Origin of the sequence: Maribacter sp. MAR_2009_72, from assembly GCF_007827235.1 — a bacterium.
Classification (GTDB): domain Bacteria; phylum Bacteroidota; class Bacteroidia; order Flavobacteriales; family Flavobacteriaceae; genus Maribacter; species Maribacter sedimenticola.
This window is the reverse complement of the sequence record NZ_VISB01000001.1, coordinates 448,847-474,310: the sequence shown is the minus strand read 5'-3', so window position 1 is coordinate 474,310 and position 25,464 is coordinate 448,847. Positions and strand designations below refer to the sequence as shown.

27 protein-coding genes are annotated in these 25,464 nt (G+C 36.7%); 12 read left to right on the top strand and 15 right to left on the bottom strand.

The features are described 5' to 3' along the window. Positions 1-68 precede the first annotated feature (68 nt). The 11 genes from hisG to JM81_RS01820 all read right to left on the bottom strand — a co-directional run bounded on the left by hisG (position 69) and on the right by JM81_RS01820 (position 11,929). Positions 69-926, bottom strand: coding sequence for an ATP phosphoribosyltransferase (gene hisG, locus JM81_RS01870; protein ID WP_058102627.1), 858 nt, complete (start codon positions 924-926; stop codon positions 69-71). 234 nt (positions 927-1,160) lie between these two features. After that, on the bottom strand, positions 1,161-1,976 hold the full coding sequence (locus JM81_RS01865; protein WP_144800456.1) for a prohibitin family protein: 816 nt from the start codon (positions 1,974-1,976) through the stop codon (positions 1,161-1,163). Positions 1,977-1,986: 10 nt separating this feature from the next. Then, complete coding sequence (locus JM81_RS01860; RefSeq protein WP_144800455.1) at positions 1,987-4,014, bottom strand: VWA domain-containing protein; 2,028 nt, start codon at positions 4,012-4,014, stop codon at positions 1,987-1,989. Positions 4,015-4,081: 67 nt separating this feature from the next. After that, complete coding sequence (fabG, locus tag JM81_RS01855; protein WP_144800454.1) at positions 4,082-4,831, bottom strand: 3-oxoacyl-[acyl-carrier-protein] reductase; 750 nt, start codon at positions 4,829-4,831, stop codon at positions 4,082-4,084. A gap of 106 nt (positions 4,832-4,937) precedes the next feature. Next, complete coding sequence (sucD, locus tag JM81_RS01850) at positions 4,938-5,810, bottom strand: succinate--CoA ligase subunit alpha (RefSeq protein ID WP_089260468.1); 873 nt, start codon at positions 5,808-5,810, stop codon at positions 4,938-4,940. Positions 5,811-5,881: 71 nt separating this feature from the next. Further along, positions 5,882-6,817: a UDP-3-O-(3-hydroxymyristoyl)glucosamine N-acyltransferase gene (locus JM81_RS01845; protein WP_089260469.1), complete on the bottom strand. Its 936-nt coding sequence runs from the start codon at positions 6,815-6,817 to the stop codon at positions 5,882-5,884. Positions 6,818-6,859: 42 nt separating this feature from the next. Then, positions 6,860-7,426 carry an elongation factor P gene (gene efp, locus JM81_RS01840; protein ID WP_089260470.1) on the bottom strand — a complete coding sequence of 189 codons (567 nt, stop codon included), beginning with the start codon at positions 7,424-7,426 and terminating at the stop codon, positions 6,860-6,862. A 43-nt stretch (positions 7,427-7,469) separates the two neighbouring features. Then, on the bottom strand, positions 7,470-8,255 hold the full coding sequence (gene lpxA, locus JM81_RS01835; RefSeq protein ID WP_089260471.1) for an acyl-ACP--UDP-N-acetylglucosamine O-acyltransferase: 786 nt from the start codon (positions 8,253-8,255) through the stop codon (positions 7,470-7,472). Position 8,256: 1 nt separating this feature from the next. Then, positions 8,257-9,657 (bottom strand): bifunctional UDP-3-O-[3-hydroxymyristoyl] N-acetylglucosamine deacetylase/3-hydroxyacyl-ACP dehydratase, encoded by a 1,401-nt coding sequence (locus tag JM81_RS01830; protein ID WP_089260472.1) that lies wholly within the window; start codon positions 9,655-9,657, stop codon positions 8,257-8,259. Between the two features lie 2 nt (positions 9,658-9,659). Further along, positions 9,660-10,676: a UDP-3-O-(3-hydroxymyristoyl)glucosamine N-acyltransferase gene (lpxD, locus tag JM81_RS01825; RefSeq protein WP_144800453.1), complete on the bottom strand. Its 1,017-nt coding sequence runs from the start codon at positions 10,674-10,676 to the stop codon at positions 9,660-9,662. A gap of 23 nt (positions 10,677-10,699) precedes the next feature. Next, complete coding sequence (locus tag JM81_RS01820) at positions 10,700-11,929, bottom strand: HD domain-containing protein (protein ID WP_144800452.1); 1,230 nt, start codon at positions 11,927-11,929, stop codon at positions 10,700-10,702. Positions 11,930-12,015: 86 nt separating this feature from the next. Between JM81_RS01820 and JM81_RS01815 the strand changes: the two genes are divergently transcribed. The 6 genes from JM81_RS01815 (at position 12,016) to JM81_RS01795 (ending at position 16,873) form a co-directional block, all read left to right on the top strand. Then, entirely contained in the window at positions 12,016-13,560 is a 1,545-nt protein-coding gene (locus JM81_RS01815; protein WP_144800451.1) for a PglZ domain-containing protein, read from the top strand. A gap of 10 nt (positions 13,561-13,570) precedes the next feature. Beyond that, positions 13,571-13,981, top strand: a complete 411-nt coding sequence (tsaE, locus tag JM81_RS01810; RefSeq protein WP_144800450.1) for a tRNA (adenosine(37)-N6)-threonylcarbamoyltransferase complex ATPase subunit type 1 TsaE — start codon at positions 13,571-13,573, stop codon at positions 13,979-13,981. A gap of 240 nt (positions 13,982-14,221) precedes the next feature. Next, a complete protein-coding gene (locus JM81_RS18560) occupies positions 14,222-14,353 on the top strand; it encodes a hypothetical protein (protein WP_261374933.1) in 132 nt (43 codons plus the stop codon). Positions 14,354-14,454: 101 nt separating this feature from the next. Next, entirely contained in the window at positions 14,455-15,117 is a 663-nt protein-coding gene (locus tag JM81_RS01805; RefSeq protein WP_144800449.1) for a hypothetical protein, read from the top strand. A 93-nt stretch (positions 15,118-15,210) separates the two neighbouring features. After that, positions 15,211-16,410, top strand: a complete 1,200-nt coding sequence (locus tag JM81_RS01800) for an alanine dehydrogenase (RefSeq protein ID WP_089260479.1) — start codon at positions 15,211-15,213, stop codon at positions 16,408-16,410. 79 nt (positions 16,411-16,489) lie between these two features. Next, on the top strand, positions 16,490-16,873 hold the full coding sequence (locus tag JM81_RS01795) for a DUF4258 domain-containing protein (protein WP_144800448.1): 384 nt from the start codon (positions 16,490-16,492) through the stop codon (positions 16,871-16,873). Between the two features lies 1 nt (position 16,874). On the opposite strand, the gene JM81_RS01790 is transcribed toward JM81_RS01795, so the two are convergent. Continuing rightward, on the bottom strand, positions 16,875-18,041 hold the full coding sequence (locus JM81_RS01790) for a proline dehydrogenase family protein (protein ID WP_144800447.1): 1,167 nt from the start codon (positions 18,039-18,041) through the stop codon (positions 16,875-16,877). Between the two features lie 111 nt (positions 18,042-18,152). Here JM81_RS01790 and aroB point away from each other — a divergent pair, with 111 nt between their 5' ends. Both aroB and JM81_RS01780 read left to right on the top strand, forming a co-directional pair. After that, positions 18,153-19,214: a 3-dehydroquinate synthase gene (gene aroB / locus JM81_RS01785; RefSeq protein ID WP_144800446.1), complete on the top strand. Its 1,062-nt coding sequence runs from the start codon at positions 18,153-18,155 to the stop codon at positions 19,212-19,214. 109 nt (positions 19,215-19,323) lie between these two features. Beyond that, positions 19,324-19,665, top strand: coding sequence for a hypothetical protein (locus JM81_RS01780; RefSeq protein WP_089260483.1), 342 nt, complete (start codon positions 19,324-19,326; stop codon positions 19,663-19,665). On the opposite strand, the gene JM81_RS01775 is transcribed toward JM81_RS01780, so the two are convergent. The 3 genes from JM81_RS01775 to JM81_RS01765 all read right to left on the bottom strand — a co-directional run bounded on the left by JM81_RS01775 (position 19,662) and on the right by JM81_RS01765 (position 21,969). Beyond that, positions 19,662-20,186: a DinB family protein gene (locus JM81_RS01775; protein ID WP_089260484.1), complete on the bottom strand. Its 525-nt coding sequence runs from the start codon at positions 20,184-20,186 to the stop codon at positions 19,662-19,664. The genes JM81_RS01780 and JM81_RS01775 overlap by 4 nt on opposite strands. Before the next feature lie 86 nt (positions 20,187-20,272). Continuing rightward, a complete protein-coding gene (locus JM81_RS01770; protein WP_027066901.1) occupies positions 20,273-20,752 on the bottom strand; it encodes an Lrp/AsnC family transcriptional regulator in 480 nt (159 codons plus the stop codon). A gap of 116 nt (positions 20,753-20,868) precedes the next feature. After that, positions 20,869-21,969, bottom strand: coding sequence for a M14 metallopeptidase family protein (locus JM81_RS01765; RefSeq protein WP_144800445.1), 1,101 nt, complete (start codon positions 21,967-21,969; stop codon positions 20,869-20,871). Between the two features lie 254 nt (positions 21,970-22,223). Between JM81_RS01765 and JM81_RS01760 the strand changes: the two genes are divergently transcribed. The 4 genes from JM81_RS01760 to JM81_RS01745 all read left to right on the top strand — a co-directional run bounded on the left by JM81_RS01760 (position 22,224) and on the right by JM81_RS01745 (position 25,403). After that, a complete protein-coding gene (locus tag JM81_RS01760) occupies positions 22,224-22,586 on the top strand; it encodes a helix-turn-helix domain-containing protein (RefSeq protein ID WP_089260486.1) in 363 nt (120 codons plus the stop codon). Positions 22,587-22,636: 50 nt separating this feature from the next. Beyond that, positions 22,637-23,014 (top strand): hypothetical protein, encoded by a 378-nt coding sequence (locus JM81_RS01755; protein ID WP_089260487.1) that lies wholly within the window; start codon positions 22,637-22,639, stop codon positions 23,012-23,014. Positions 23,015-23,016: 2 nt separating this feature from the next. Then, positions 23,017-23,823, top strand: coding sequence for a TerC family protein (locus tag JM81_RS01750; protein ID WP_144800444.1), 807 nt, complete (start codon positions 23,017-23,019; stop codon positions 23,821-23,823). Between the two features lie 110 nt (positions 23,824-23,933). Then, a complete protein-coding gene (locus tag JM81_RS01745) occupies positions 23,934-25,403 on the top strand; it encodes a Gfo/Idh/MocA family protein (protein ID WP_089260489.1) in 1,470 nt (489 codons plus the stop codon). Positions 25,404-25,464: the final 61 nt, after the last annotated feature.

Sequence of the window (25,464 nt, the reverse complement as noted above, 5' to 3'; positions counted from 1 at the left end):
AAATAGAACAACGAAGATTTCCATCTAATATCAATTCCAAATAATACTACTTAATACTTAATACTGTTTTACAATACCATCTTTTCAATTGGGCAAACCAAGATACCTTCTGCACCGGCCTTTTTCAATTCATCAATCACTTCCCAAAAAGTATCTTTATTGATTACGGTATGCACAGAACTCCATCCCGCATCGGCTAAAGGTAAAACTGTAGGACTCCTCATGCCCGGTAATAATTTCAAAATACCTTCCAATTTTTCATTAGGTGCATTCAACAAGACATATTTTGAAGCTCTTGCACGTAAAACCGATTGAATCCTGAATTGTAGTTTTTCAAGCAATTCTCTTCGCTCGTTAGATATTTTTGGAGAAACAGCCAAAACCGCCTCACTGGTAAGCATTACTTCTACTTCTTTCAAATTATTCTTGAATAAAGTACTACCGCTAGATACAATATCACAAATGGCATCCGCAAGCCCAATATTGGGTGCTATTTCAACAGAACCATTAATAATGTGTAAATCTGCCTTAACTCCTTTATCTTTCAAATAGTTAAGTACTGTATTTGGGTAGGAAGTAGCAATACGTTTACCCTCAAAATCCTTTACCGAATTATATTTAACGGATTTAGGTACGGCCAAGGAAACTTTACATTTAGAAAAGCCCAATTTTTCTGCAATGGAAATATCTTCTCCTTTTTCGATCAATACATTTTCTCCTATAATAGCAATATCTACTACACCATCTCTTAAATACTGCGGAATGTCACCATTTCTTAGATAAAAAACCTCCATTGGAAAATTTCTTGAAGATGCTTTTAACTGATCTTTGCCGTTATCAATTGAAATTCCGCAGTCTTTTAAAATTTGAAGGGATTCCTCATTAAGTCTTCCCGATTTCTGAATAGCAATTCTAATTTTAGTCATTGTTTTAATTTAATGCTTGGCAACCAAAAGAGATTTAAATACAAAACCCGTTTGATTGCTCAAACGGGTTTTTAAATATGTTGTTCTACTACAATACATTCCTACCTCGCCTGAGCGTGTGTATGAATATGATGATGTGTAGTTCTGTTTTTCATTCTGTTGTAAAAGTAAAAGGTATTTTTCATTTCACAAAACAAAAGTTTAAAATGAAACAAAAATAATGCGCTGCGTGTTTTAGTTATTACCTAAAATTAAAGGAAGGCCAGATTCACCACCACCAACTACTATAACCTTGGTATTGGGAGACTCAGAAAGTTTAAGCGTTGCATCGATTCCTTTGTCCTGCAATATCTTATCGGTCAGGGAAGCACTTAATATTCTGTTGGCATCGGCTTTACCTTGCGCCTCAATCGTTACTTTTTCTGCTTCTTTCTTAGCCGTCACCAAACGAAACTCATATTCTAAAGATTCTTGTTCTTGACGAAGCTTTCTTTCAATAGCCTCTTTAATCGTCGGAGGCAAGGTTACATCACGCACCAATATTTCATTTAATTGTATGTACTCATCTTCCACAATTTTTTTGGTCTCCTCAAAAATCTCTGCTTGAATTGCATCTCTTTTGCTTGAATATAACTGCTCTGGTGTATAACGACCAACTACCGAACGAGCTGCCGATCTTATTGTTGGTAATAAGACGCGCTGCACATAATCCTCGCCTTTTTCTTGATGTAATTTTCCTAACTCATTGAATTTAGGTTGAAACCAAGCTGAGGCATCTAATTTGATATCTAGACCATTGCTAGAAAGCACATTCATTTTCTCAAAAACTTCTTGCTGTCTAACTTCATAAACAAAAACTTTATTCCAAGGGGCCACAATATGAAAACCCTCACCCATTGGGGGCTCATCTGTTACTACACCGTCTCCAAATGTTTTATATAAAACTCCAGCCTGACCAGACCCTATGGTGACCGTAGATTTAGAGAAAATTATTACTAGTACTATTAATGCAAATATTGCAGGTAATGCAATCTTAGGTAATTTATCCATGAGTGTTCAATTAAATTAATCCGTTATATTTTCTGATAAACCATTCTATCGCAAATGCCATTATAATAATGGCCAGCAATATTTTGAAATCTATCAAAGATACGATATTTTCAGTGCTTTTCTCGATTGGTACATACCTATCGCCACTTATAAGTTCCTGCAAAAGGTTATTTAACTGAGATGGATAATATGCTTGCCCGTTGGCATTCAAAGCCACTCTTTCCATTTGTCTTGAATTACTGGATACAAACTGATTTTCCATATCAAATTCAGAAATTACAAACGTCCCCGATGCTGACCTGGATTCATTTTCGACCGTTACCAAAAAATCATATTCCCCCGCGACCAAATTGGATAGGTCAGCTTCAAAATATCCATTTTTTAAGATCATAGGATTGGTCAAGCTTTTTTGTGTAGTCTTATCCGTAACTTTAATATTCATTTTGGCATTGGGGTCAAAAATAAAGGCTTCATCAAAATAGGTTGCAGTAATGATGGTATTGCTACTACCTTCATAAACCTTTTCATAATCTACATTTAAACGCGCCTTATTCTTGGAACTGGTCAAATACCGAATTAAATTACCTACAAATGCATCAAAATTGGCAAAATCGCCGGTATTTCTAAAAGTTTGCATTCTCCACTTCCACAAATTTTCACCCAATAGATATGCATTCTTGGTATTTGCATTTTCTACAACCATTAAGAGAGGTTCTTGCATATCAACACCCTTAATTTGTGTACCTAATAAAGTCTCAAAAGGAGATGTAATCAATACAGGTCCGGCATCACTTAACAAAGGAGGAAAATCCTCCATTTCAAAAGTAGAAATATCATACTTGGAAAAGGCATTGTTCATTACACCGAACACTTCTTGTTGCGGATAGCCATTTTCTACTTCAATACCAATCTTTAAACTATTCAAAAAATTAAAATCGGAATGTGTTCCCGTAATAAAAAAACTATTGGCACCTTTATCCTGAATGTAATCGGTAATCCTTTTAAAACTGGACGTTGGCTGATAGCAGATAAATAAGTCAATATCGTCCAAAGCTTCAGTAGGTACATTAGATGCCATGATAACAACTTCCCGTTGCTCATTACTTTCAATTGACTTTTTCAAGGCTCCAATATCCGGATGTAGCATATTGCTGACCAAGGCAATTTTTGTTTTCTCATCAATTACCTCAATACGGGTACTCCTTTTATTGTTTACCCTATTTCTTTCTTGGGGAAGCGTTGATGCCTCTACGACCAAATTTTTTAATCCTACAGAATTCGCGTCAACTTGTACTGTAATGGTTTTTAGGTTATTCTGATCGCTTAGGTTAATCTTTTCCCTATGGATTACCTGGTCATCCATTTTAATGGAAACTACCGTAGAAACTGCTGTTTTACCTTGATAGGACACATAAGTCTCCAAGGGAAACCTATTTTTCAAAAACGCATACGTATTCGTTAAAACAGGCCCTATGGAAATATCCTGATATTTGGTAGTATCCCCTAAAACAACACTGTAAATGGTAGTACTGGGGTCCGGTTTAAAATAACTATAATCTTGACCAACGGTCTGGTTACCATCGGACAACAACAATGTAACGGTCTGCTCACGGGCGTAGACCTCTTTTAATGACGAAAGTGCTTTATGGATATTCGTGACTTTATCGTTGAACAAAAGACTATCGGTTATTTCAAGGTCAGTCCCAAACCCGTATTGAGACAGGTTAAACCTTTCCTTGATATCATTATTAGCCTTTATTGTGGCAATAAAATTTTGAAGTTCCTCTTTGTTCTTAGCATTGGAAACGGAATTATCCACCAAGAGCACTAAATTGGGTTGTTCCAAGGTATAGCTCTTTTGGCTGAACTTTGGATTGATCAAAAGCAATAATAAACCAAATATTCCTATAAAACGTAAAAAGGCCAAATACCAATGAATTTTGGTTTTAGCCTTTTGCTTATAGAAGTATTGAAAAACAACGATACCCAGTGCTACAATAGCAGCAAGAATACTAAACAATATCGTTTTGCTTTCCATTTATATCCTTAAGATTATTTCTTAGAAAGAACATTACGGACAATGCCTTCCCCTTTAAACGAAGTATTTATGTTAACATACCACCATCAACGTTCAGTACCTGCCCTGTAACATAATTGGACAAATCCGATGCAAAATACAAACACGCATTAGCAATGTCCTCAGTAGTACCTCCACGTTTTAATGGAATGCCGTCCCTCCAACCTTGCACTGTCTTTTCATCCAGTTTTTCAGTCATTTCCGTTTCAATGAATCCTGGTGCTATAGCATTGCACCTAATGTTTCTTGAGCCTAGTTCCAATGCTACAGACTTTGTAAAACCGATCATACCTGCCTTTGAAGCCGCATAATTTGTTTGTCCCGCATTACCTTTTACACCAACCACACTGCTCATATTGATAATAGAACCTTTACGTTGCTTTAAAAGGGTACGCTGTACCGCTTTGGTCATGTTGAATACAGATTTTAGATTGATATCGATTACCGTATCAAAATCAGCTTCTGACATACGCATGAGCAAATTGTCTTTGGTAATGCCCGCATTGTTGATCAACACATCTATTCTTCCATCAAAATCTTCTAATACCTTGGCAACCAATTCTTCAGCTTCCTGAAAACTAGCCGCATTACTTTTATATGCTTTTGACTTAACCCCTTTAGCTTTTAATTCCTGCTCCAATTCCAACGCAGGGGCTTCGCTTGAACTATAGGTAAAAGCAACATTAGCACCGTGATCGGCAAAAACTTGTGCAATGCCCTTGCCTATTCCCCTACTTGCTCCAGTAATAATTACATTTTTATCTTCTAATAATTTCATAAGTCCGTTTTTTAAAACCGATGTTTATCAAATATACCTCTTGTTTCATTTATAGGCTAAAAAAAATCCCGCTACTAACGGGATTCTTTCTATGTTTTATGGAGTTTCAACCCATTACTTCCTTCACTTTCATACCAATCTCGGCAGGAGAATCTACAACGTGTATACCACATTCCCTCATGATACGTTTTTTAGCTTGGGCAGTATCGTCGCTACCACCAACAATAGCACCAGCATGACCCATTGTTCTACCGGCAGGAGCAGTTTCACCTGCGATAAACCCAACAACTGGTTTTTTACTTCCACTTGCCTTATACCATTGTGCTGCATCAGCTTCCAATTGTCCGCCTATCTCTCCTATCATCACCACACATTCAGTGTCCGGATCATTGATTAAAAGCTCTACGGCCTCTTTAGTTGTGGTTCCAATGATTGGGTCACCGCCAATACCTATAGCAGTAGTAATACCTAAACCTTGACGAACCACTTGATCGGCAGCCTCATACGTCAATGTACCGGATTTGGAAACGATTCCTACATTACCTTCCTTAAAAACAAAACCAGGCATAATACCCACTTTTGCTTCGCCCGGAGTAATTACTCCCGGACAGTTAGGACCGATCAATCTGCAATCTCTTTTGTCAATATAATTGGCCACTTTGACCATATCCGCAACAGGAATACCTTCAGTAATGGTTATAATAACTTTTATTCCCGCTTCAGCGGCTTCCATAATAGCATCTGCGGCAAATGCAGGCGGAACGAAAATAATACTAGTATCTGCACCCACTTTCTCAACAGCCTCGGTAACCGTATTGAAAACAGGTTTTCCTAAATGCTCTTGACCTCCCTTGCCCGGAGTAACACCACCAACGATGTTTGTGCCATACTCTATCATTTGTTCGGCATGGAAAGTACCTTCACTACCAGTGAAACCTTGTACGATTATTTTGGAATCCTTATTTACTAATACGCTCATACTACTGTAGTTTTTATTTTTAACAGAACAAAAATATAGGTTTGTTAATGAATTTTAAAGCATTAACACGCTTATTTATCGTTCATTTTTTTAATTATTTCCGGAATCTTCTTAATGTATGCCAATTGTTTCAATTTTTCCCTGGATTCTTCTATAGGTGTACCAAAATAACTCTTACCACCGGCAACGGATTTGGTTACTCCAGTTTGTCCCATAATAACGGCATTTTTTCCTATGGTAATACCGCTATTGGTCCCTACTTGCCCCCAAAGCGTCACTTCATCCTCAATGATCACACATCCGGCAATTCCCGTTTGCGATGCTATGAGACATTTTTTACCAATGACCGTATCATGGCCAACATGTACCTGATTATCCAATTTGGAACCAAAGCCAATGGTAGTATCTCCCGTTACACCCCTATCTATGGTACAAAGCGCACCTATATCCACATGATCTTTGATAACCACTCTTCCACCTGACCGCAATTTATCATACCCCTCCGGTCTTTTTTTGTAATAAAATGCATCTGCTCCCAATACACTTCCCGCATGTATGGTTACATGATCACCTATTACACAATTGTCATAAATGGTAACATTACTGTGAATGGTACAATTGTCTCCCACAATTACATTATTACCAATAAAACTATTGGGCTGTATGACCGTGTTTTCCCCTATAATGGCCGATATGGAAATTGGCTGCTTACTGGGTACAAAAGGCTGAAAAAAGGCCGTAAGCTTATTGAAATCCCTAAAAGGGTCTTCAGAAATAAGCAAAGCCTTTCCTTCAGGGCAATCCACATTTTTGTTGATTAAAATGATCGTGGCCTTGGAAGCCAGCGCCTTATCATAATATTTTGGATGATCCACAAAAACGATATCTCCGGGCTCAACGACATGAATTTCGTTCATGCCCAGCACTGGAAAGTTATCGTCGCCAACATATTCACTGGATATGATTTCGGCTATTTGCTTTAAGGTAAAAGAAGTTGGAAATTTCAAAGGACCGCTTTAAGTCTATTTATTGAACCAATATGGTCGTTATTACTCCTTAACACGTTCCATGTAAGAACCTGTAGCAGTATCTATCTTAATTTTATCACCTTCATTAATGAACAATGGCACATTTACTTCTGCCCCTGTTTCCACCTTTGCCGGTTTAGTAGCGTTCGTAGCTGTATTGCCCTTTACGCCTGGTTCGGTATAAGTTACTTCCAATATAACACTTGCAGGCATATCAACGGATAATGGCATGCTGTCCTCGGTATTGAACATTATCTTAACGACTTCCCCTTCCTTTAATAGACCGGGAGCATCAAGTGAGCTTTCCTGTAAAGTGATCTGGTTGTAGTCATCAGTATTCATAAAGTGATATGTTTCACCTTCTGGATATAAATATTGATACGAACGGGTCTCTACACGAACGTCCTCTATTTTATGGCCAGCAGAAAATGTATTATCCAATACTTTACCTGTAGAAACGCTTTTTAATTTAGTACGTACGAAAGCAGGGCCTTTACCCGGTTTTACATGTAGGAATTCAATGATCTTATAAATATCATTGTTATATCTGATGCATAATCCTTTTCGTATATCTGATGTAGATGCCATGAGTAATTGTTGTTATTGTAGTTAACTAAAAGTTTATAATAAATTAATTGTTGCTGAAATATCCTTTCATTATTCCACGTTGGGAATCTCTTATAAACTGAAGAATTTCATCCCTCTCCGGGGTTGCTTCCATTTCAGCTTCTATAATCTGAACCGCTTGGGTATTATTATAGTTTTTTTGATATAGAATTCTATAGATATTCTGTATTTCCCTGATTTTATCAGATTCAAACCCCCTTCTTCTTAACCCTACGGAATTAATACCAACATAGGATAAAGGCTCACGCGCTGCCTTTACGTAAGGTGGGACATCTTTTCTAACCAAAGATCCACCCGTTACAAAAGCATGTTGACCTACGGAAACAAATTGATGCACGGCCACCAAACCGGCCAATATGACGTTATCACCAACGGTTACATGACCTGCCAAAGTAGAATTATTTGAAAAAATACAGTTATCGCCTACCAGACAGTCATGGGCTACGTGGCAATATGCCATAATCAGGCAATTTTTACCAATTACCGTTTTCATACGGTCCGCAGTTCCCTTGTGGATCGTGGCACACTCCCTAATGGTAGTATTATCACCAATGACCACGGTAGTATCCTCATTATCATATTTAAGGTCCTGTGGTGAAGCGGATATGACGGCCCCTGGAAAAATATTACAATTTTTACCAATACGGGCCCCTTCCATTATCGTTACATTGGAGCCGATCCAGGTACCATCACCAATAGTGACATTATTATGAATTGTAGTAAATGGTTCTACCACAACATTTTTAGCAATTTTTGCGCCCGGATGTATATAGGCCAATGGTTGGTTCATACTATGTTCTTTTAACTATTTGTGCCATAAGCTCTGCCTCACTGACCAGTTTGTCGTTGGCATAGGCGTATGCTTGCATATGACAGATACCCCTTCTTATAGGGGTTATTAAGCTACAATGGAATATCAATGTATCACCAGGTAGTACTTGGCGCTTAAATTTAACTTTATCAATTTTCATGAACAGGGTTAAATAGTTCTCCGGATCAGGTACCGTACTCAAGACCAGGATTCCGCCGGTTTGGGCCATTGCCTCTACCTGTAGAACGCCCGGCATGACCGGTGCACCAGGAAAATGACCTACAAAAAAAGGTTCGTTCATGGTAACGTTCTTCATACCAACCACATGCTCATCTGAAAGTTCTATAATACGATCGATCAACAAAAAAGGAGGCCTATGTGGTAACATATCCATAATCTGATGGATATCCATTAACGGCGGAAGGTTCAAGTCGTATTTAGGAACTTTGTTTCTTCTTTCTATTTTTATGATCTGAGCCAATTTTTTAGCAAACTGGTTATTTACATAATGCCCAGGTTTATTGGCTATGACCTTACCACGAATACGTGTGCCTATCAATGCCAAATCACCAATAACATCCAGTAATTTATGTCTGGCGGCCTCATTTGGATGATGAAGGGTCAAATTGTCCAAGATACCGTTGGCCTTTACGGATAACTTCTTTTTATCGAATGCCTTTTCCAGTTTCGTCATCGTTGCCTCAGAAATTTCCTTGTCTACGTATACAATGGCATTGTTTAAATCTCCTCCCTTTATAAGTCCGTTTTCCAATAGCATTTCCAACTCGTGCAAAAAGCTGAAAGTACGGGCATTGGCTATTTCTGACTTAAAATCGGATATATTATCTAAAGTAGCATTTTGGGTCCCCAGTACTTTGGTCCCAAAATCTACCATGGTCATAAGTTGGTATTCATCAGACGGGATAATGGTAATCTCACTTCCCGTGTCCTCATCCTTATAGCTTATGACCTCCTTTACGATATATTCCTCCCGTTCAGCTTCTTGCTCCACTACCCCGGCATCTTCAAGGACCTTTACAAAAAATTTGGAGGAGCCGTCCATTATAGGTGGTTCGGCCGCATTCAATTCAATGAGCACATTGTCAATTTCCAGACCCACCAAAGCGGCCAATACATGCTCAGAAGTCTGTATCTTAACACCGTTCTTTTCTAGGTTAGTACCTCGTTGTGTATTCACTACAAGATTGGCATCTGCAGGTATTATAGGCTCTCCCTCCAGGTCTACCCTTTTAAACTTATAGCCGTGATTTTCCTCTGCCGGCAAAAAACTTATAGTGACATCGCTTCCCGTATGTAAGCCAACTCCTGTTAGACTCACTTTTTTTCCTATGGTTCTCTGTTTGTTGTTTGCTGTACTCATCGTCAGTCTTTCTTTTCTAAAGTGTCGATTCTACTTATTATTTTTGGTAAGTTCTTAAAATGCACATAGGATTTATTATAATCGCCATAATTTAAAGCTGGCGAACCCTGTAATACCTCATGATCCTTAACGTTTCTTCCTATACCGGACTGAGCCTGTATCTTAACATAATCTCCAATGACAATATGGCCTACAATACCTACTTGGCCACCAATCATACAATGTTTCCCAATTTTTGTAGATCCCGCAATACCCGTTTGGGCCGCAATTACGGTATGTTCACCAATTTCTACATTATGGGCGATCTGTATTTGATTGTCTAGCTTTACCCCTTTTCTCAATATAGTAGAACCCAGAGTGGCACGATCAATGGTAGTACCCGCACCAACGTCTACATTACTTTCCAATATTACGTTCCCCGTCTGCGGAACTTTGGTAAATTCACCAGATTCATTTGGGGTAAATCCAAAACCATCGGCTCCTAAGATTACTCCGCTATGAACTACACAATTGTCTCCGATAACTGTTTCTGAATATATTTTGGCACCAGCAAAAATGGTTACATTGTTCCCAACGGTAACATTATCGCCAATATATACATTAGGATAAACCTTTACATTATCGCCCAAACGAACATTGTTGCCCAAATAACTAAAGGCACCCAAATAAATATCCTGTCCGTATGTTGCGGAATCTGACTTAAAGATCGGGGCTTCTATACCCAACTTGTTGTTTTTGACCTGATTGTAGTATTCCAATAATTTTGAAAAGGATTTATAAGCATCATCTACCTTGATTAAAGTGGTAGTAATATCCTGTTCTGGAACAAAATTCTTATTTACAATAGTAATTGAAGCCTTGGTCTTATATATAAAAGAAGTGTATTTAGGATTAGCCAAAAAGGTAAGGGATCCATCTTCCCCATCCTCAATTTTTGCAAGTTTGTACACGGTAATATCTGGATTTCCATGTACTTCTCCTTCTAAAATACCCGCAATTTGACCGGCTGTAAATTTCATGTGCGTAAAAGTAACAAAAATAGTTAAACTGCCACTTTGGGGTAGCAGATATAATATTTGGTGACCGTTTTGGAAAGTGCGTTGAGATTTAGATGATCTGACAGTTTGGCAACATCTGTAATTTTGCCATTTTTTCTAAGAATATTAATGTTTTGATACTCCCTATCGTAAGCTTTATTAGTTAGTTCCCCCTTAAAAACAAAATAGGAGGTTTCCTCATCGGTCAATTTATATTTCTCCTTTATTTTATTGAATTTTATACTGAATTTACGATTGCTTATAGGTTCTTTCTTAAGTTTTATATGCAACAATTTTCTATCTATGATCATTTCACAAAGTGATGAGAGCACAAAATCCTTATGATGCTGCCACTCCTTTAAAGCAGAAAGAATATCGATATCATCCAATTTGGCAAAAGTGTTCAAGGTCTTAGTATTAAAATTATCCTTATTTATTGCATGCGTCAGGAAATAAAGTAAAGGTTGTGAACAGTGCAATTCTTGACCTTTATTTAAAAGAAAACGAGCCCTTTTTAGGATATTGATTAAGATCTGCTCTGCAGCAACACCTGTTTTGTGCAAATAAACCTGCCAATACATGAAACGCCTGGCCATTAAAAATTTTTCTACGGAATAGGTACCTTTTTCCTCAACGACCAAATTACCGTCCACAACGTTAAGCATGGTAATCAATCGTTCTGCATTGGTATTACCCTCTGCCACACCGGTATAAAAACTGTCCCGCTTTAGATAATCCAACCGATCCATATCCAACTGACTGGAAACCAATTGAATTAAAAACTTTTTAGGATGTTTTCCGGTGAATATAGAAATGGCTTCCGTTAAACTTCCGTTAAATCGGTCGTTGAGTTCTTTCATGAATTGTAGCGAAATAAACTCGTGGCTTACCCCTTCAACAATACTATGTTCCATGGCATGGGAAAAAGGACCATGCCCAATATCATGCAAAAGTATAGCCTCCAATAAACCGTTTTCCTCTTTATTATTTATTTCAACCCCCTTAAAACGAAGCACTTGAATAGATTTTTGCATAAGATACATACAACCCAAGGCATGATGAAAACGTGTATGGTGCGCCCCTGGATAAACCAGATACGAAAGGCCAACTTGAGAAATTCTGCGAAGTCGTTGAAAATAGGGTTCAGCAATCAGGTCAAATATGCGTGTATTTGGAATTCTAATAAATCCGTAAATTGGATCATTAAAGATTTTCAGTTTGTTCGATGTTTTCAAGATAGGTATGTCTTTTCTGCAATTAACAGTTCAAAGTTATACAAAAGCATCAGCATAGAATTTGATAATCGTCAAATAATAATTGAATGAACAAAATAAAAATATTATGGGTAGATGATGAAATTGATCTACTCAAGCCCCATATCATCTTTTTAGAATCAAAGAATTATGAGGTAATTACCTGTTTAAGTGGGCAAGAGGCTTTAGAAGAGTTAGCAAAAACTAGGGTAGACATCGTTTTTTTAGATGAAAATATGCCTGGTATTTCTGGTTTGGAAACCTTATCTGAAATTAAGGTTATCGATAGCTCTTTACCTGTTGTAATGATTACCAAGAGTGAAGAAGAATTTATTATGGAAGAGGCTATTGGTTCTAAAATCGCCGATTATCTTATAAAACCTGTAAATCCGAATCAGATTCTGCTTTCCTTAAAAAAGAACTTAGACCACTCAAGATTAGTTTCAGAAAAAACTACTAGCAACTACCAGCAAGAATTCAGAAAGATAGCGATAGATCTTTCAATGGTCAACTCGTATCAAGAATGGGCAGATTTATATAAAAAACTAATTTATTGGGAATTGCAGTTAGAGGAAATTGAGGACAGCGGAATGTTTGAAATTTTAGAATCTCAAAAAACGGAAGCAAATCAACAATTCGGAAAATTTGTAGAACGTAATTATGAAGATTGGTTTACAGATTCAGATGCGCCAGTAATGTCTCACACCATATTTAAAGAATGGATTGCGCCCGAAATCAAAGATTCAAAAACCTTATTGATAGTAGTAGATAACCTACGCTATGATCAGTGGTATGCTTTTGAGGAAACGGTTAACTCTTTTTATAAAAAGAAAAAAGAAGACACCTATTACAGTATACTGCCAACCGCTACGCAATATGCACGTAATGCGATATTCTCAGGTTTGACTCCCCTTGACATGGAAAAAAAATATCCAGAATGGTGGAAAAACGATACAGATGATGGCGGTAAAAACTTATTTGAAGACAAGTTTTTAGGTGCACAGTTAAAAAGACTAGGTTTAGATTTAAAATGGGAATACCATAAAATCAGCAGTTTAAAACAAGGAAAACATTTAAGTCAGAATTTTAAATCGCAAAAAGATAACGACTTAACGGTGATCGTATACAATTTCGTAGATATGCTTTCGCATTCTAAAACGGAAATGGAGGTAATAAAAGAATTGGCTTCTAACGATAAATCTTATAGGTCTTTAACCACAAGTTGGTTCAAGAATTCACCTATGTTAGAGATTATTCAACAGGCACAGACCTTGGGTATGAAATTGATTATTACCACTGACCATGGCACTATAAACGTAAAATCACCTTCAAAAGTCGTTGGCGACAGAGATACAAGTTCTAATCTTCGTTATAAAACTGGCAGAAGTCTTACGTATGAAAAAAATGAAGTGCTAGCTGCAAAGGATCCAAAATCTATATATCTACCAAGTATAAATATGAGTAGTTCTTATATTTTTGCAAAAAATGACTTTTTCTTTGCTTACCCAAATAATTATAACCACTACGTAAGCTACTATAGAAATACCTACCAACATGGCGGAGTTTCATTAGAAGAGATGATTATACCTTTTGTAGTTTTGGAACCTAAATAGATTTGAATACATGGAACTTATTTATACGGAGCAGGACCTACCTTCCATTGCTAGGACCATACTTGAATATATGGATAGTAAAATATTGGCCTTTTATGCTCCCATGGGTGCAGGAAAAACTACATTGATCAAAGCTTTGGTGAGAGAATTGGGCAGTACGGACAATGTGAGCAGTCCTACTTTTGGTATAGTGAACGAGTACCAATTAGATAATGGCGAACTATTAGCTTATCATTTTGACTTTTACCGTTTAAAAGATGAAACCGAAGCACTCGATATGGGACTGGATGACTATTTACAGTCCAACGCATGGATATTTATGGAGTGGCCAGAAAAAATACCCAATTTAACACCCGAAAATATGCACACCCTCAAAATAGAAATTTTAGACCAAAAAACTAGAAAACTTAGGTTGGTGTAACCAAAATGGAATAGAATTAATCCTTTGCATGGTGTGTTTTCAGTGAACAAATAAAATTTCCTACATCGTTTTACATCGATTTTTATTGTGTTTAATCGATGAATAGCACGGAATTCGTTAAAATGTATATTTTTTCCGTTAAAATGCATAATTTTAACGTTCAAATACTTCATTGTAGTACATTATTTCTTACGTTTGTAAGGAGAACTAAATATTTGTATAACCAAAAACCCCTTGAAAATGAAAAACAAAAGAACATTCTTAGCAACTATCGCTTTAGGCGTATTCCTTTTAGCAATTGCAGCACCAATAGTTGACATTGATAATCAAGGTTTAAATGTTGACAAAAGGAAGTTGACCAAGAAAATATAACGATTATATTTTTTTATTAAAAAGAGCAATTTAATTGCTCTTTTTTTTTACATAATAATTAACAAATATGGTCGTTAACATATAGTAATACTATTTTGTCAATGACTAATAAAACAAATAAAAAGAAAGCCAAGAAGAAGATATTTTTAGAATCTCTTCTGGTATTTTTTATTGCAATTTCACCTTTTCTTTATAAAACATATGATTATCTACCATATGATTCAAATGGTGAAGTTTCAATTTTAGGTTTGACTTTAGACGGAAATGGATTTTCTGATGCTTCAACATACTTATGGTTTCTAACCTCTAAAGTAGTTCCATTGTATTTATTTATTTTTTGGTTTCTCACCTCTCGTGATTGGTGGTATCACATAATTATTATTCCAATTGCAATGTATGCATTTCAGTTATTCGAGGTTATATATGATTCGGATAACTATGTGGATACTGAAAATATATGGTGGTTAATTCCGATTTGTATGATTACAATTCCCTTTGTGTATTTCATTAGGATTAAATTGTATGACAAGCATGTGCACGGTATTGACTTGGAGGCCATGGATGCAGAATTGGAAGAATTAAAAATGAAAGGAATCCAAGCTGAAGACCAAAATACTAGTGTTGATAATACTGTTGAGAAAGAGGATGAAAGCACCATGTCTTTGGCCGATAAAGTAAACACTAAACTTTCAACGAACAGTATTGAAACTTTCCTAAAAGGAATTCAGGACCGATTACAAGGATGGTTGAATTTTAAATTCTAGGTTATCTCACGTGATATAATCCCTATATAGATTATCTTAAAAATTGTACATTTGAGTTTCAGGTCTTAGATTTGAACAACGTACATTTTTCTTATGAACCAACCCGCTTCCCCATTTAGTAAACAACAATTACTTCCACAAGAAGAAACGTTAGAAGTATATAGACAAAAAGGAGAATTGTTTATAGGTATTCCCAAGGAAAATCAAAATCATGAAAAACGTATTTGCCTAACCCCGGACGCCGTTAATGCAATAACTTCTAACGGCCATCGTGTTTTAATAGAGTCAGGAGCAGGTGAAGGAGCGCATTACTCTGATTTGGATTATACCAAAGCGGGAGGCGAAATCACAAGAGACACTAAAAAGGTATTTGCCTGTCCTTTAATATTAAAGGTTGAACCGCCTACCTTATCTGAAATAAGCCATATAAATCCACAGACGGTAATTATTTCTGCCTTACAGATAAAGACACAGTACAAGGCCTATTTTGAAGAACTTGCCCGTAAGAGAATTACGGCAATTGCATTTGAATATATTCGTGATGAAGAAGGCAAATACCCTGCCGTACGTTCACTAAGTGAAATTGCAGGAATTTCTTCGGTATTGATCGCGGCGGAATTAATGGCGGCAAATAACAAGGGCAACGGTCTAATGTTTGGGAATATAAGTGGCGTACCTCCTGTTGAAGTAGTAATTATAGGTGCTGGTACCGTTGGCGAATTTGCGGCACGATCCGCCATAGGAATCGGTGCCAATGTTAAGGTTTTTGACAATTCTATTACCAAGCTTAGAAATATACAGACCAATCTTAAACAAACCGTTTACACTTCTACCATACAGCCAAAAAATTTGTTGAAGGCCTTAAAAAGGTGTGATGTAGCCATTGGCGCAACACGTGGTAAGGATAGGTCACCGGTCGTAGTATCCAGTACCATGGTGGAACACATGAAAAAAGGGGCTGTAATCATTGACGTAAGTATAGATACCGGTGGTTGTTTTGAAACAAGCGAGATTACTACGCACAACAAACCCACAAAGGAAAAATTTGGGGTCATTCATTATGGCGTACCCAATATACCATCTAGATATCCAAAAACAGCATCTGTAAGTATAAGTAATATATTTACACCTTATTTGTTGAAAATAGGTGAAGATGGCGGACTTGAAAATTCGTTACGATTTGACAAAGGACTGCGCAACGGCCTTTATATGTATCACGGTATCCTGACCAATAAATCCGTAGGTGAATGGTTTGACCTTCAATACAGCGATATTAACTTCCTTATTTTTTAGATTAACCAACACTTTATTTTTCCTATCCTTTAAAAAGACATAATTTCGCGGTCATTAGATTAAATAATGATAAGCTAGCATGGATTTTTTAAAACGATTGGGTTTTTATTTGGTGGGTATGTCCATTGGCATAGTATTCCTAACCATGTTTTTAAAGAAGAAATCTGATGAGACAGGCGTTTACTTTTGCTATTTACCAAACTGCAGGACGTTAAAGGATATACGCTCAAAATCAATGTATTATAGTGATGAAGCCTTGCAAAAACTTAAGGAATACCAATTAGACTCAACGGACGTTACCTATATTTTGACCGAAGGGGATGTAGATTTCAGTAAAAGTGACACCGAGTCCGTTCCCTGTAAGACATATGTTATTGAGGCTGAACGCAAACAAAGCAACTATATTTTTACCGTTCAAAACTGTAGGGAAAGGGCCACTATACAAAAGGTAGCGACCCAGTAAATTACATTTTACGACGTTTACGCTCTTTTTTCAATAATGTCAGTTCCCTACTGGTCTGACCGGCAACAGATGTATTTTCATCGGCCCTTCTTATCAAATAAGGCATAACATCACGAACAGGGCCAAATGGTAAATATTTGGCAACGTTATATCCATTGGCAGCCAAATTGTAAGAAATATGATCACTCATTCCGTACAATTGACCAAACCATATATGCTCATTATTTTTGTTAATTCCCTTTTGCTGCATTAACTCCATCAATCTATAACAACTTTCCTCGTTATGGGTACCTGCAAAAATGGAAAGAGTCTCCAAATTATCGATCATATATGCAATGGTATTATTGAAATTATCGTCCGTTTCTGACTTACTTTTGCAAATAGGCGAAGGATAACCATTTTCCTTGGCTCGCTCGTTTTCCTTTTCCATATAGGCACCACGAACAACTTTCATCCCTACAAAAAAGCCTTCCTCTTCCGCTCTCTTCTTCAATTCTTTTAAATACGGCAAACGATCCCATCTATAGGTTTGCAACGTGTTGAATACTATTCTTTTCTTTTTATTGTATTTACGCATCATATCCTCGGCCAAATCATCTGCAGCATCCTGCATCCAACTTTCTTCACCATCGATCAGCAAGGAAACTTCCAAATCGTGTGCTTTTTTACAGACCTTGTCAAATCTATTGACTACCCGCTGCCATTCTGCTTTTTCATCGGAAGTCAATGTTTTCTTTTCGCTTATTTTTTGATACAGCGCAAAACGTCCAAATCCTGTTGGCTTAAATACCGCAAACGGAATAGCTTCCTTTTCTTTGACAAAATCCAAAATTGTCAAAATAATTTCCGTAGCCGTATCAAAAGGGTCTTCCTCCTCTTTACCTTCGACCGAATAATCCAATACGGAGCATACCCCTTTTTCCCACATACGATCAACGACCGGAAGGCAGTCGCGCTCATTGACTCCACCACAAAAATGGTCAAATACAGTGGCCCTTATCAAACTTTCTACAGGTAAGTTTGCCTTAAATGCAAAATTGGTAATTACCGAACCTAATTTTACAAGAGGTTCGTTTGAAATCATCTTAAAAAGAAAATAGGCTCGTTCTAATTCTGAATCTGACTTTAACGCAAATGCTGTTGCAGTATTTTCAAATATCTGGTCCATTTATTAAGTTTTCTACAGCTTTCAAAGATAATCACAGATTTTATAATCCTAAGACTAAAAATTACCTTTATTTTGCGTATAAATAGCTAATAAATTAAGCCATATTTATTGATGGATTCAATCATTTCAGATTCTTACGCGGTACATTTTAACGAGGGAGCCTTTGAGGCATTAAATGCCCACTTATCAGAAAAAAAATATTCTACTGTTTTTATTCTGGTCGATGAAAACACCCATGAACTCTGCTTTCCAAGTTTTATGGCAGAAATAAACGGTGAGCATAATTTTGAGATTATTGAAATAGAATCTGGGGAAACGAATAAGAATATCGATACCTGTATTGGTGTTTGGGAAGCTTTATCAGAGCTGGGCGCCGATCGCAAAAGTGTCATGATCAATTTGGGAGGTGGTGTACTCACGGACATGGGCGGGTTCATTGCTTCTACATTTAAGAGAGGAATAGATTTTATTAATGTACCTACTACCCTATTATCCATGGTAGACGCTTCTGTGGGTGGAAAGACCGGAATAGACCTGGGCAACCTAAAAAATCAAATAGGGGTAATTAACCAACCGGTCATGGTACTGGTAATTCCTGATTTTCTTGATACATTGGAAGAAAGACAGGTACAAAGCGGATTTGCCGAAATGTTAAAACATGGGCTTATACAAGACCCTCTGTATTGGGATACGCTAAAAACGGTCAACGGTCTTAAAGAAATGAAAGACCATATATTAACTTCTATTGAAATAAAGAATAAAGTAGTTCTACAGGACCCAACGGAACAGCATATTCGTAAAATCCTTAACTATGGGCACACGCTTGGCCATGCAATCGAATCTTATTTATTGAGCCATGATACCAAAGAAATGCTTTTACATGGTGAGGCCATTGCCATTGGTATGATTTTAGAAGCCTTTTTATCCCACAAATTACTTGGCCTTGAGCTATCATCAATGGATGATATAAAAACCACATTTTTAGAACGCTATACAAAAATTGATTTTTCTAACGAGGATATTGACAATCTATTGAAACTCATGAAGTACGATAAGAAAAATTCTCATGGAAAAGTAAATTTTGTACTTCTTAAAAAAATTGGTGAACCCGTTGCTGATATTGAAATTCCCGTAGAATTGTTCAAACAAGCATTTGCTTACTACAAGGAATAAAAACTTCATATACCAAAAACCGTACTTTCACAACTCTTTAAGGCCGTTAATCGTTTTAATGACTAGTTTAGAATAAAGATAACCACAACCTTCTAAACCTAAACCAGTTATGACCAGACGACTTATTGACCACAGGAAATTAGACCACAAATTAGCCACACTCCTTATAGAAAAATATCCTTATGGATATGGTGATGACGATATCATAACCTTTAAGAACATTAATGGGGATTACGTGGAAGCCGTAGAATTAAAAACAGAGGATACTTTGTACTTGGTAAAGATCAGTAAAAGCCTTTCTAACTTTATTGCCAATTTTGAAGAGAATATTGATAAAGAGCTGGAAAGCAAAACGGCCGAAGAAGTTATGCAATCAGACGATTTGACTAAAGCCCTTTACTTAAACTTTGAAAAAGGCTCCGAATCTGAAATGGACCTTGAACTAAATTAAACGACCAAATAGCGGTCTCGTAAAATATGTTCATGATGTTTCTGGTGCCCGCTAATGGCTAGTCCTAAAGCGGCAACTGACCAAGGCATTCCACTTGCCGTACCAATTTGCTGTAGCTTATTACGGCTCATATTCTTGAATAAATTAATTGAGGCATCACGTACAGCAAGGAAATCATTTAAGATATCTTCTTTGGACAGTTGATCGCTTTCACTTTCCAAGACATAATCATCCTGTTCAAAACCAGGCAATGGAGTCTTGTCATTTCTGGAAATTCTAAAGGCACGGTATTGAAATACACGTTCCGTATCCACCAAATGAACAAGCACTTCTGCTATGGTCCATTTACCTTCTCCATATTTGAAAGCCAGTTGTTCTGCGGAAATCCGCTCCACAAATGACTGAAACCATTCTCTACCTTGTATTAATGCCATTAATAGATCATCTTCCTCGTCCAACGTTCTAAGATAAGTGGCATAAAAGTAATTAAACTCGTTTTCCTGAAGGTCTGAAATTCTCATAATTCCGGTACTTAATTAAACACTCAATAAAATAAAAAAGCTCAATTATAGAACAATTGAGCTTTTACAAATTGGTATTAACCAAATTATAATTCGTTAAAAATAGTATGCATCAAACGTTTCTTATCATTAAAGCTTTCCTCTAATGAAATCATAGTTTCCGTTCTACTTATACCATCAATATCGTCAATTTTGAAAATAATGTTCTTGGCATGCGTGGTATCTTTCGCCCTTATTTTACAAAATATATTGAATTTGCCCGTAGTAATGTGAGCAATGGTCACATTTGGTATTTGGTTCAATCGTTCTAGTACAAATTTAGTCTGATGCGTTTTTTCCAAGAAAATACCAACATATGCAATAAATGCATATCCTAGCTTTACATAATCCAATGTAAGGGAAGAACCTTTAATGATTCCTGCCTCTTCCATTTTCTTAACCCTAACATGTACCGTACCCGCAGAAATCAAAAGTTTTTTTGCAATATCAGTAAAAGGAGTTCTGGTGTTATCAATTAACATATCCAGAATCTGGTGGTCTATTTCGTCTAATTTGACTTTGCCCATTGTAATATTTTTTTTGCCAAAAATAATTAATTATCACATTAAATGCATCAAAACTCTATTTTTTTTAATGAAAATGTAAACAATTTTACTTTTTCAAAGAAATAAGATAATGAATATCAATTAAGTAGTTTTAATATGCCATGCTCTTTCAGCCAATTTAGGTCCTTATCATTAGAAAAATCAATCATTTTATGCCCAAAAACTACTTGGGGAATTTTTTCAAACTCATGAAGTTCTGGCTTAAACAAAAGCTGTGCGTTTTCTAAAACCTCCTTATACTGTACGGCTATTCCATTTTCAATACCGGGCCCTTTTAATTTACCTGATGGGTAATTGTATATTAATATATCTACAAATTGTTTACTATTTTCAGGTATGGTCAAATATTCATTAACCTTATAATGATCTAAAGTATTGTCGGCAATTGTAGTTATCGCTTTTAATAAGGCATTGAAAATATACATACGGGTATGCTCCCTGGAGTAATCATCGGGATAGTGACCGGCTTCGAATAAAATGGTCGGAATTCCTTTCATTTGAAATGCATCTCCTACACAATTAGCATTAAAGCCATCATCATATCTTCCTATTTGACCGGGAATTAATTCATGTAACGTTTCGTTCATGGCAGCTATCAACTGCATGCTGCGCGCCCTAGAAGGGGAATTGTTTCGTTCTTCGTCAAAAGCTGGTGCTAGAAAAGAAACTGTTGCTGGTTTGTTGGTATCACCAACATTAAAGATGGTGCGTTGGTCATGTAGGTTAAAACAAAAATTAGGTGAAAAAGAATCAAACTGTTGCTTTAAAATAATACTTTCCGGTTGTGAGAGGTCTTGGGCATCTCTATTAAGATCTATACCATTTGCATTTACCCGGGTATAATCCCTAGCTCCATCTGGATTAAGTATGGGAATTATTCTTAAAGTACATGTTCGCTTCAGTTCATCATTGTGTTCCAAGTAACGAAGTAAATCCAGAACGGCTTTTGTTGTGGTCGATTCATTGCCGTGCATTTGTGACCACATTAAAATTTTATTTGGCCCTTGACCAAAAGTAATACTCCTTACTTCCTCACCACGAACGGATTTACCGATCACTTCATTTTTAAAAGTATTGGGTAACTCATTTAGAAAAGAATTAATAAAGTCATAATGAACATACCTTCCTTTAATTTCAGATACATAAAACAAATTGTACTCTTTATCTACTAGTGCCATAAATTATTAATAAACCACAAAAATACTACAGCTTAAGTTTACAATTGTAAACAATTTCACTCTACTAAATAAGGGTCAAAATACACAAATGACAACAAAATAATTGAAAATATTAAACTTAACACTTAATATACTATAAATCAATATTATATATTTGATTATATGAATTTATAATTCAAACATATTTTCTAAAAAAATACCTAATTTATAATTTTTAACATTAAAAATATAACATAAAACTTAATTTTGTAAACATGCTGGATTCCGCTTCATTTATTAAAAGAACAAAAGCACTACTGGAGTATTATAATTTGTCCGCTGCAGCATTTGCAGATGCAATACATGTTCAGCGTAGCAGCATATCACATTTATTAAGCGGTAGAAATAAACCTAGTCTAGAATTTGTGATGAAAATTCACGAGGCATTTCCAGAAGTAGCCTTGCCATGGCTTTTATATGGTAAAGGCACTTTCCCCACTTCATCACAAGAACAAATTGAACCACATACTGCTGCACAAACGCTCGCCCCCACAACCCAAGCAAACGAAAAAGGTCTCATTGATCGTATAATCATTTTTTATAAAGACGGCACATTTAAAACCTACAGCGAGAAGTAAGTGCACATTTTTTTTTAATTCCAACGCGCTATTTTCCCTATTTTTACATCATGATTAAAAATTTTTTTATTGCTATAGGAATTTGCGCTACCCTTACTTCCTGCTACGAACCTGAACGAAATTGTAAAGCTTATAAAACAGGCACGTTTACGTTTACCTATGAAATTAATGGGCTTGAAAAAGAGGGGAAATTTATAAGGGATGAAAAGTATAGCGTAGACTATTATGAAGATCAAATAGACAGTGCTACCGTAAGGTGGTATAATGACTGTGAATTTGTTCTTCAAGATATTAACAGTAAAAATGCCATTCAATACAAAATAATTAGCACTACTGACTCTACCTACACTTTCCAGTATAAAAGTGCCGTCAAGGACCCTAATAAGGAGTTGATCGTAAAAACAGGAACCGCATATAAAACCAACTAACCATGTTCGAAATTTTCACCCATCCAGATGCGTGGATCGCATTGCTTACCTTAACATTTTTAGAAATTGTATTAGGGATCGATAACATCATTTTTATTTCCATTGCAGCAGGTAAACTTGAACCCGCACAGCGTAAGAAAGCGACCAATTTAGGATTGGTATTGGCTATGGTAATGCGTATTGTCCTTCTGTTCGGTATATCCCTGTTAACTTCAATGAAAAAGCCTTTTTGGGTTTTTGACAGTGAATGGATAACCGGTGGTATAAGTGGGCAAGGAATCATTTTATTTCTTGGAGGATTGTTTCTATTGTACAAAAGCACCAAGGAAATACACGAAAAAGTAGAAGATAAAGGCCATGACGAACGTGAAGTAAAAAAAGCTAGGTCCACATCCTTGACCAACGCTATTATGCAGATTACCGTCATTAATATCGTTTTTTCATTTGATTCTATTTTAACCGCAATAGGTATGACCAACGGTATTTCTCCCAACCCTAATGATGCACTGGTCTTAATGGTCGTTGCTGTGGTCATCTCTGTTATTATAATGATGCTTTTTGCCAACCCTGTTGGAGAGTTTGTAAACAGGCATCCTTCCATTCAAATACTAGGCCTTTCATTTTTAATCTTGATCGGTTTCATGCTTATTGCCGAATCTGCTCATCTAAGTCATTTAATTGTATTTGGCAACGAAGTTGGCACCATACCCAAAGGCTACCTTTATTTTTCAATTGCCTTTTCACTTATGGTCGAGTTTTTTGACCTAAGAATGAAAAAAAACAAAAAACCTACTGCTCCTATAGACTAAAGACATACTTACCTATTTAAGACCCTTGTAATCAATACTATCACAATTGTTTTACAAGGGTCTTTTGCGTATATTGGATATACTTATTTCAACGCAAAACAAATCCAACCATGAAAAACAACAATAAACCAAAATCCGCAGGTTTTAACCGTAGGGATTTTGTAAAAAAATCCGCTTTGGCCTCCTCAATTTTTATAGTACCAAGACATGTCCTTGGCGGACCCGGTTTTCTTGCTCCAAGCGACCGTTTGAATATAGCGGCCATTGGCGCTGGAGGTAAAGGCATCAGCGATATTAAAAATGCTTCCGTAAATGGTAGGGAACGTGTAGTTGCCTTATGTGATGTTGATTTCTCAGGAAGCGCCGCAAAGAGTGTTGAAAATTTCCCTAAAGCAAAACTATATGACGATTTTAGGGTAATGCTCGATAAAAAGAAAAATATAGATGCGGTAACAATTTCAACTCCGGACCATGTACACGGGCCTGCCGCAAAATGGGCAATGGAAAGAGGTATACACGTTTATGTTCAAAAACCAATGACCCACAACATTAAGGAAGCACGGGCATTGACGCAAATGGCCAGGGACAATAAAATAGTCTCCCAAATGGGGAACCAAGGAGGCTCCAATCCACTATTGGGCATGGTGCAACAATGGATAGATGACGATAAAATTGGCGCAATTTCCAAAGTTCAGGTATGGACAAACAGACCTGTCTGGCCACAAGGTATTGAAATGCCACAACCTAACGCCAGTTTAAGACCAGACGCATTAAATTGGGATTTATGGTTAGGCCCTGCAACGGAAAGAGAATATATACCAAATCTGCACCCATTTAATTGGAGGGGCTGGTGGGATTTTGGTACAGGTGCATTGGGCGATGTAGGATGCCATTTAATTGATATACCGTTTAGGACACTGAACTTAAAATATCCAAAAGATGCAGAGTGCAGTGTAGCTTCTGTCTTTTCAAAAATGTGGACTCCGGATTATTACCCGGAAGGCTGCCCTCCTTCCTCTTTTATAACCTTACATTTTGATGCCACGGAAAAATCAAAATCACCCATTGAAATGACTTGGAGCGATGGCGGCATACGTCCATCACACCCGGATATTATACCGGCAAATGACGATATTGGCGGTAAAGGCAGCGCCAATGGAGTATTGATAATTGGAGAGAAAGGTATTATTTCCACAAATATCAATGACAGTTCGCCTTTAATGCCCAAGCTTTATTTAAATGACGGTACTACTGAATTTGGACCTGAAACGGAAGAAAACCTTGAACCGGAATATGGGCATCAACGCAAGTGGGTAGATGCCTGCAAAGCTGGTTTTGGAAGTGAGGAACATTTAGGACTTACATCTTCATTTGATTATGCCGGTCCTATGACAGAAACTGTACTCATGGGCAACTTGGCCATTAGAAGCTATATGCTACAAAGAGAAAACTCAGAAGGTGCAAAAGAATTTTTTGCACGTAAAAAATTACTTTGGGACGGTGAAAACATGAGAATTACCAATATGGAAGAAGCCAACCAATTTGTTGGAAGGCAATACAGAGAAGGCTGGGAAGTATAACAATCCGCAAACTCTCAACTAAAAAAAGGAGGCGATTTGCCTCCTTTTTTTTTTAAGTATC

What these genes read in the sequence shown, in the direction of transcription:
- hisG (WP_058102627.1), bottom strand. Translation starts at nt 926, where the DNA reads ATGACTAAAATTAGAATTGCTATTCAGAAATCGGGAAGACTTAATGAG.
- JM81_RS01865 (WP_144800456.1), bottom strand. Translation starts at nt 1,976, where the DNA reads ATGGATAAATTACCTAAGATTGCATTACCTGCAATATTTGCATTAATA.
- JM81_RS01860 (WP_144800455.1), bottom strand. Translation starts at nt 4,014, where the DNA reads ATGGAAAGCAAAACGATATTGTTTAGTATTCTTGCTGCTATTGTAGCA.
- fabG (WP_144800454.1), bottom strand. Translation starts at nt 4,831, where the DNA reads ATGAAATTATTAGAAGATAAAAATGTAATTATTACTGGAGCAAGTAGG.
- sucD (WP_089260468.1), bottom strand. Translation starts at nt 5,810, where the DNA reads ATGAGCGTATTAGTAAATAAGGATTCCAAAATAATCGTACAAGGTTTC.
- efp (WP_089260470.1), bottom strand. Translation starts at nt 7,426, where the DNA reads ATGGCATCTACATCAGATATACGAAAAGGATTATGCATCAGATATAAC.
- lpxA (WP_089260471.1), bottom strand. Translation starts at nt 8,255, where the DNA reads ATGAACCAACCATTGGCCTATATACATCCGGGCGCAAAAATTGCTAAA.
- JM81_RS01830 (WP_089260472.1), bottom strand. Translation starts at nt 9,657, where the DNA reads ATGAGTACAGCAAACAACAAACAGAGAACCATAGGAAAAAAAGTGAGT.
- lpxD (WP_144800453.1), bottom strand. Translation starts at nt 10,676, where the DNA reads ATGAAATTTACAGCCGGTCAAATTGCGGGTATTTTAGAAGGAGAAGTA.
- JM81_RS01815 (WP_144800451.1), top strand. Translation starts at nt 12,016, where the DNA reads ATGAACAAAATAAAAATATTATGGGTAGATGATGAAATTGATCTACTC.
- tsaE (WP_144800450.1), top strand. Translation starts at nt 13,571, where the DNA reads ATGGAACTTATTTATACGGAGCAGGACCTACCTTCCATTGCTAGGACC.
- JM81_RS18560 (WP_261374933.1), top strand. Translation starts at nt 14,222, where the DNA reads ATGAAAAACAAAAGAACATTCTTAGCAACTATCGCTTTAGGCGTATTC.
- JM81_RS01805 (WP_144800449.1), top strand. Translation starts at nt 14,455, where the DNA reads ATGACTAATAAAACAAATAAAAAGAAAGCCAAGAAGAAGATATTTTTA.
- JM81_RS01800 (WP_089260479.1), top strand. Translation starts at nt 15,211, where the DNA reads ATGAACCAACCCGCTTCCCCATTTAGTAAACAACAATTACTTCCACAA.
- JM81_RS01795 (WP_144800448.1), top strand. Translation starts at nt 16,490, where the DNA reads ATGGATTTTTTAAAACGATTGGGTTTTTATTTGGTGGGTATGTCCATT.
- JM81_RS01790 (WP_144800447.1), bottom strand. Translation starts at nt 18,041, where the DNA reads ATGGACCAGATATTTGAAAATACTGCAACAGCATTTGCGTTAAAGTCA.
- aroB (WP_144800446.1), top strand. Translation starts at nt 18,153, where the DNA reads ATGGATTCAATCATTTCAGATTCTTACGCGGTACATTTTAACGAGGGA.
- JM81_RS01780 (WP_089260483.1), top strand. Translation starts at nt 19,324, where the DNA reads ATGACCAGACGACTTATTGACCACAGGAAATTAGACCACAAATTAGCC.
- JM81_RS01775 (WP_089260484.1), bottom strand. Translation starts at nt 20,186, where the DNA reads ATGAGAATTTCAGACCTTCAGGAAAACGAGTTTAATTACTTTTATGCC.
- JM81_RS01770 (WP_027066901.1), bottom strand. Translation starts at nt 20,752, where the DNA reads ATGGGCAAAGTCAAATTAGACGAAATAGACCACCAGATTCTGGATATG.
- JM81_RS01765 (WP_144800445.1), bottom strand. Translation starts at nt 21,969, where the DNA reads ATGGCACTAGTAGATAAAGAGTACAATTTGTTTTATGTATCTGAAATT.
- JM81_RS01760 (WP_089260486.1), top strand. Translation starts at nt 22,224, where the DNA reads ATGCTGGATTCCGCTTCATTTATTAAAAGAACAAAAGCACTACTGGAG.
- JM81_RS01755 (WP_089260487.1), top strand. Translation starts at nt 22,637, where the DNA reads ATGATTAAAAATTTTTTTATTGCTATAGGAATTTGCGCTACCCTTACT.
- JM81_RS01750 (WP_144800444.1), top strand. Translation starts at nt 23,017, where the DNA reads ATGTTCGAAATTTTCACCCATCCAGATGCGTGGATCGCATTGCTTACC.
- JM81_RS01745 (WP_089260489.1), top strand. Translation starts at nt 23,934, where the DNA reads ATGAAAAACAACAATAAACCAAAATCCGCAGGTTTTAACCGTAGGGAT.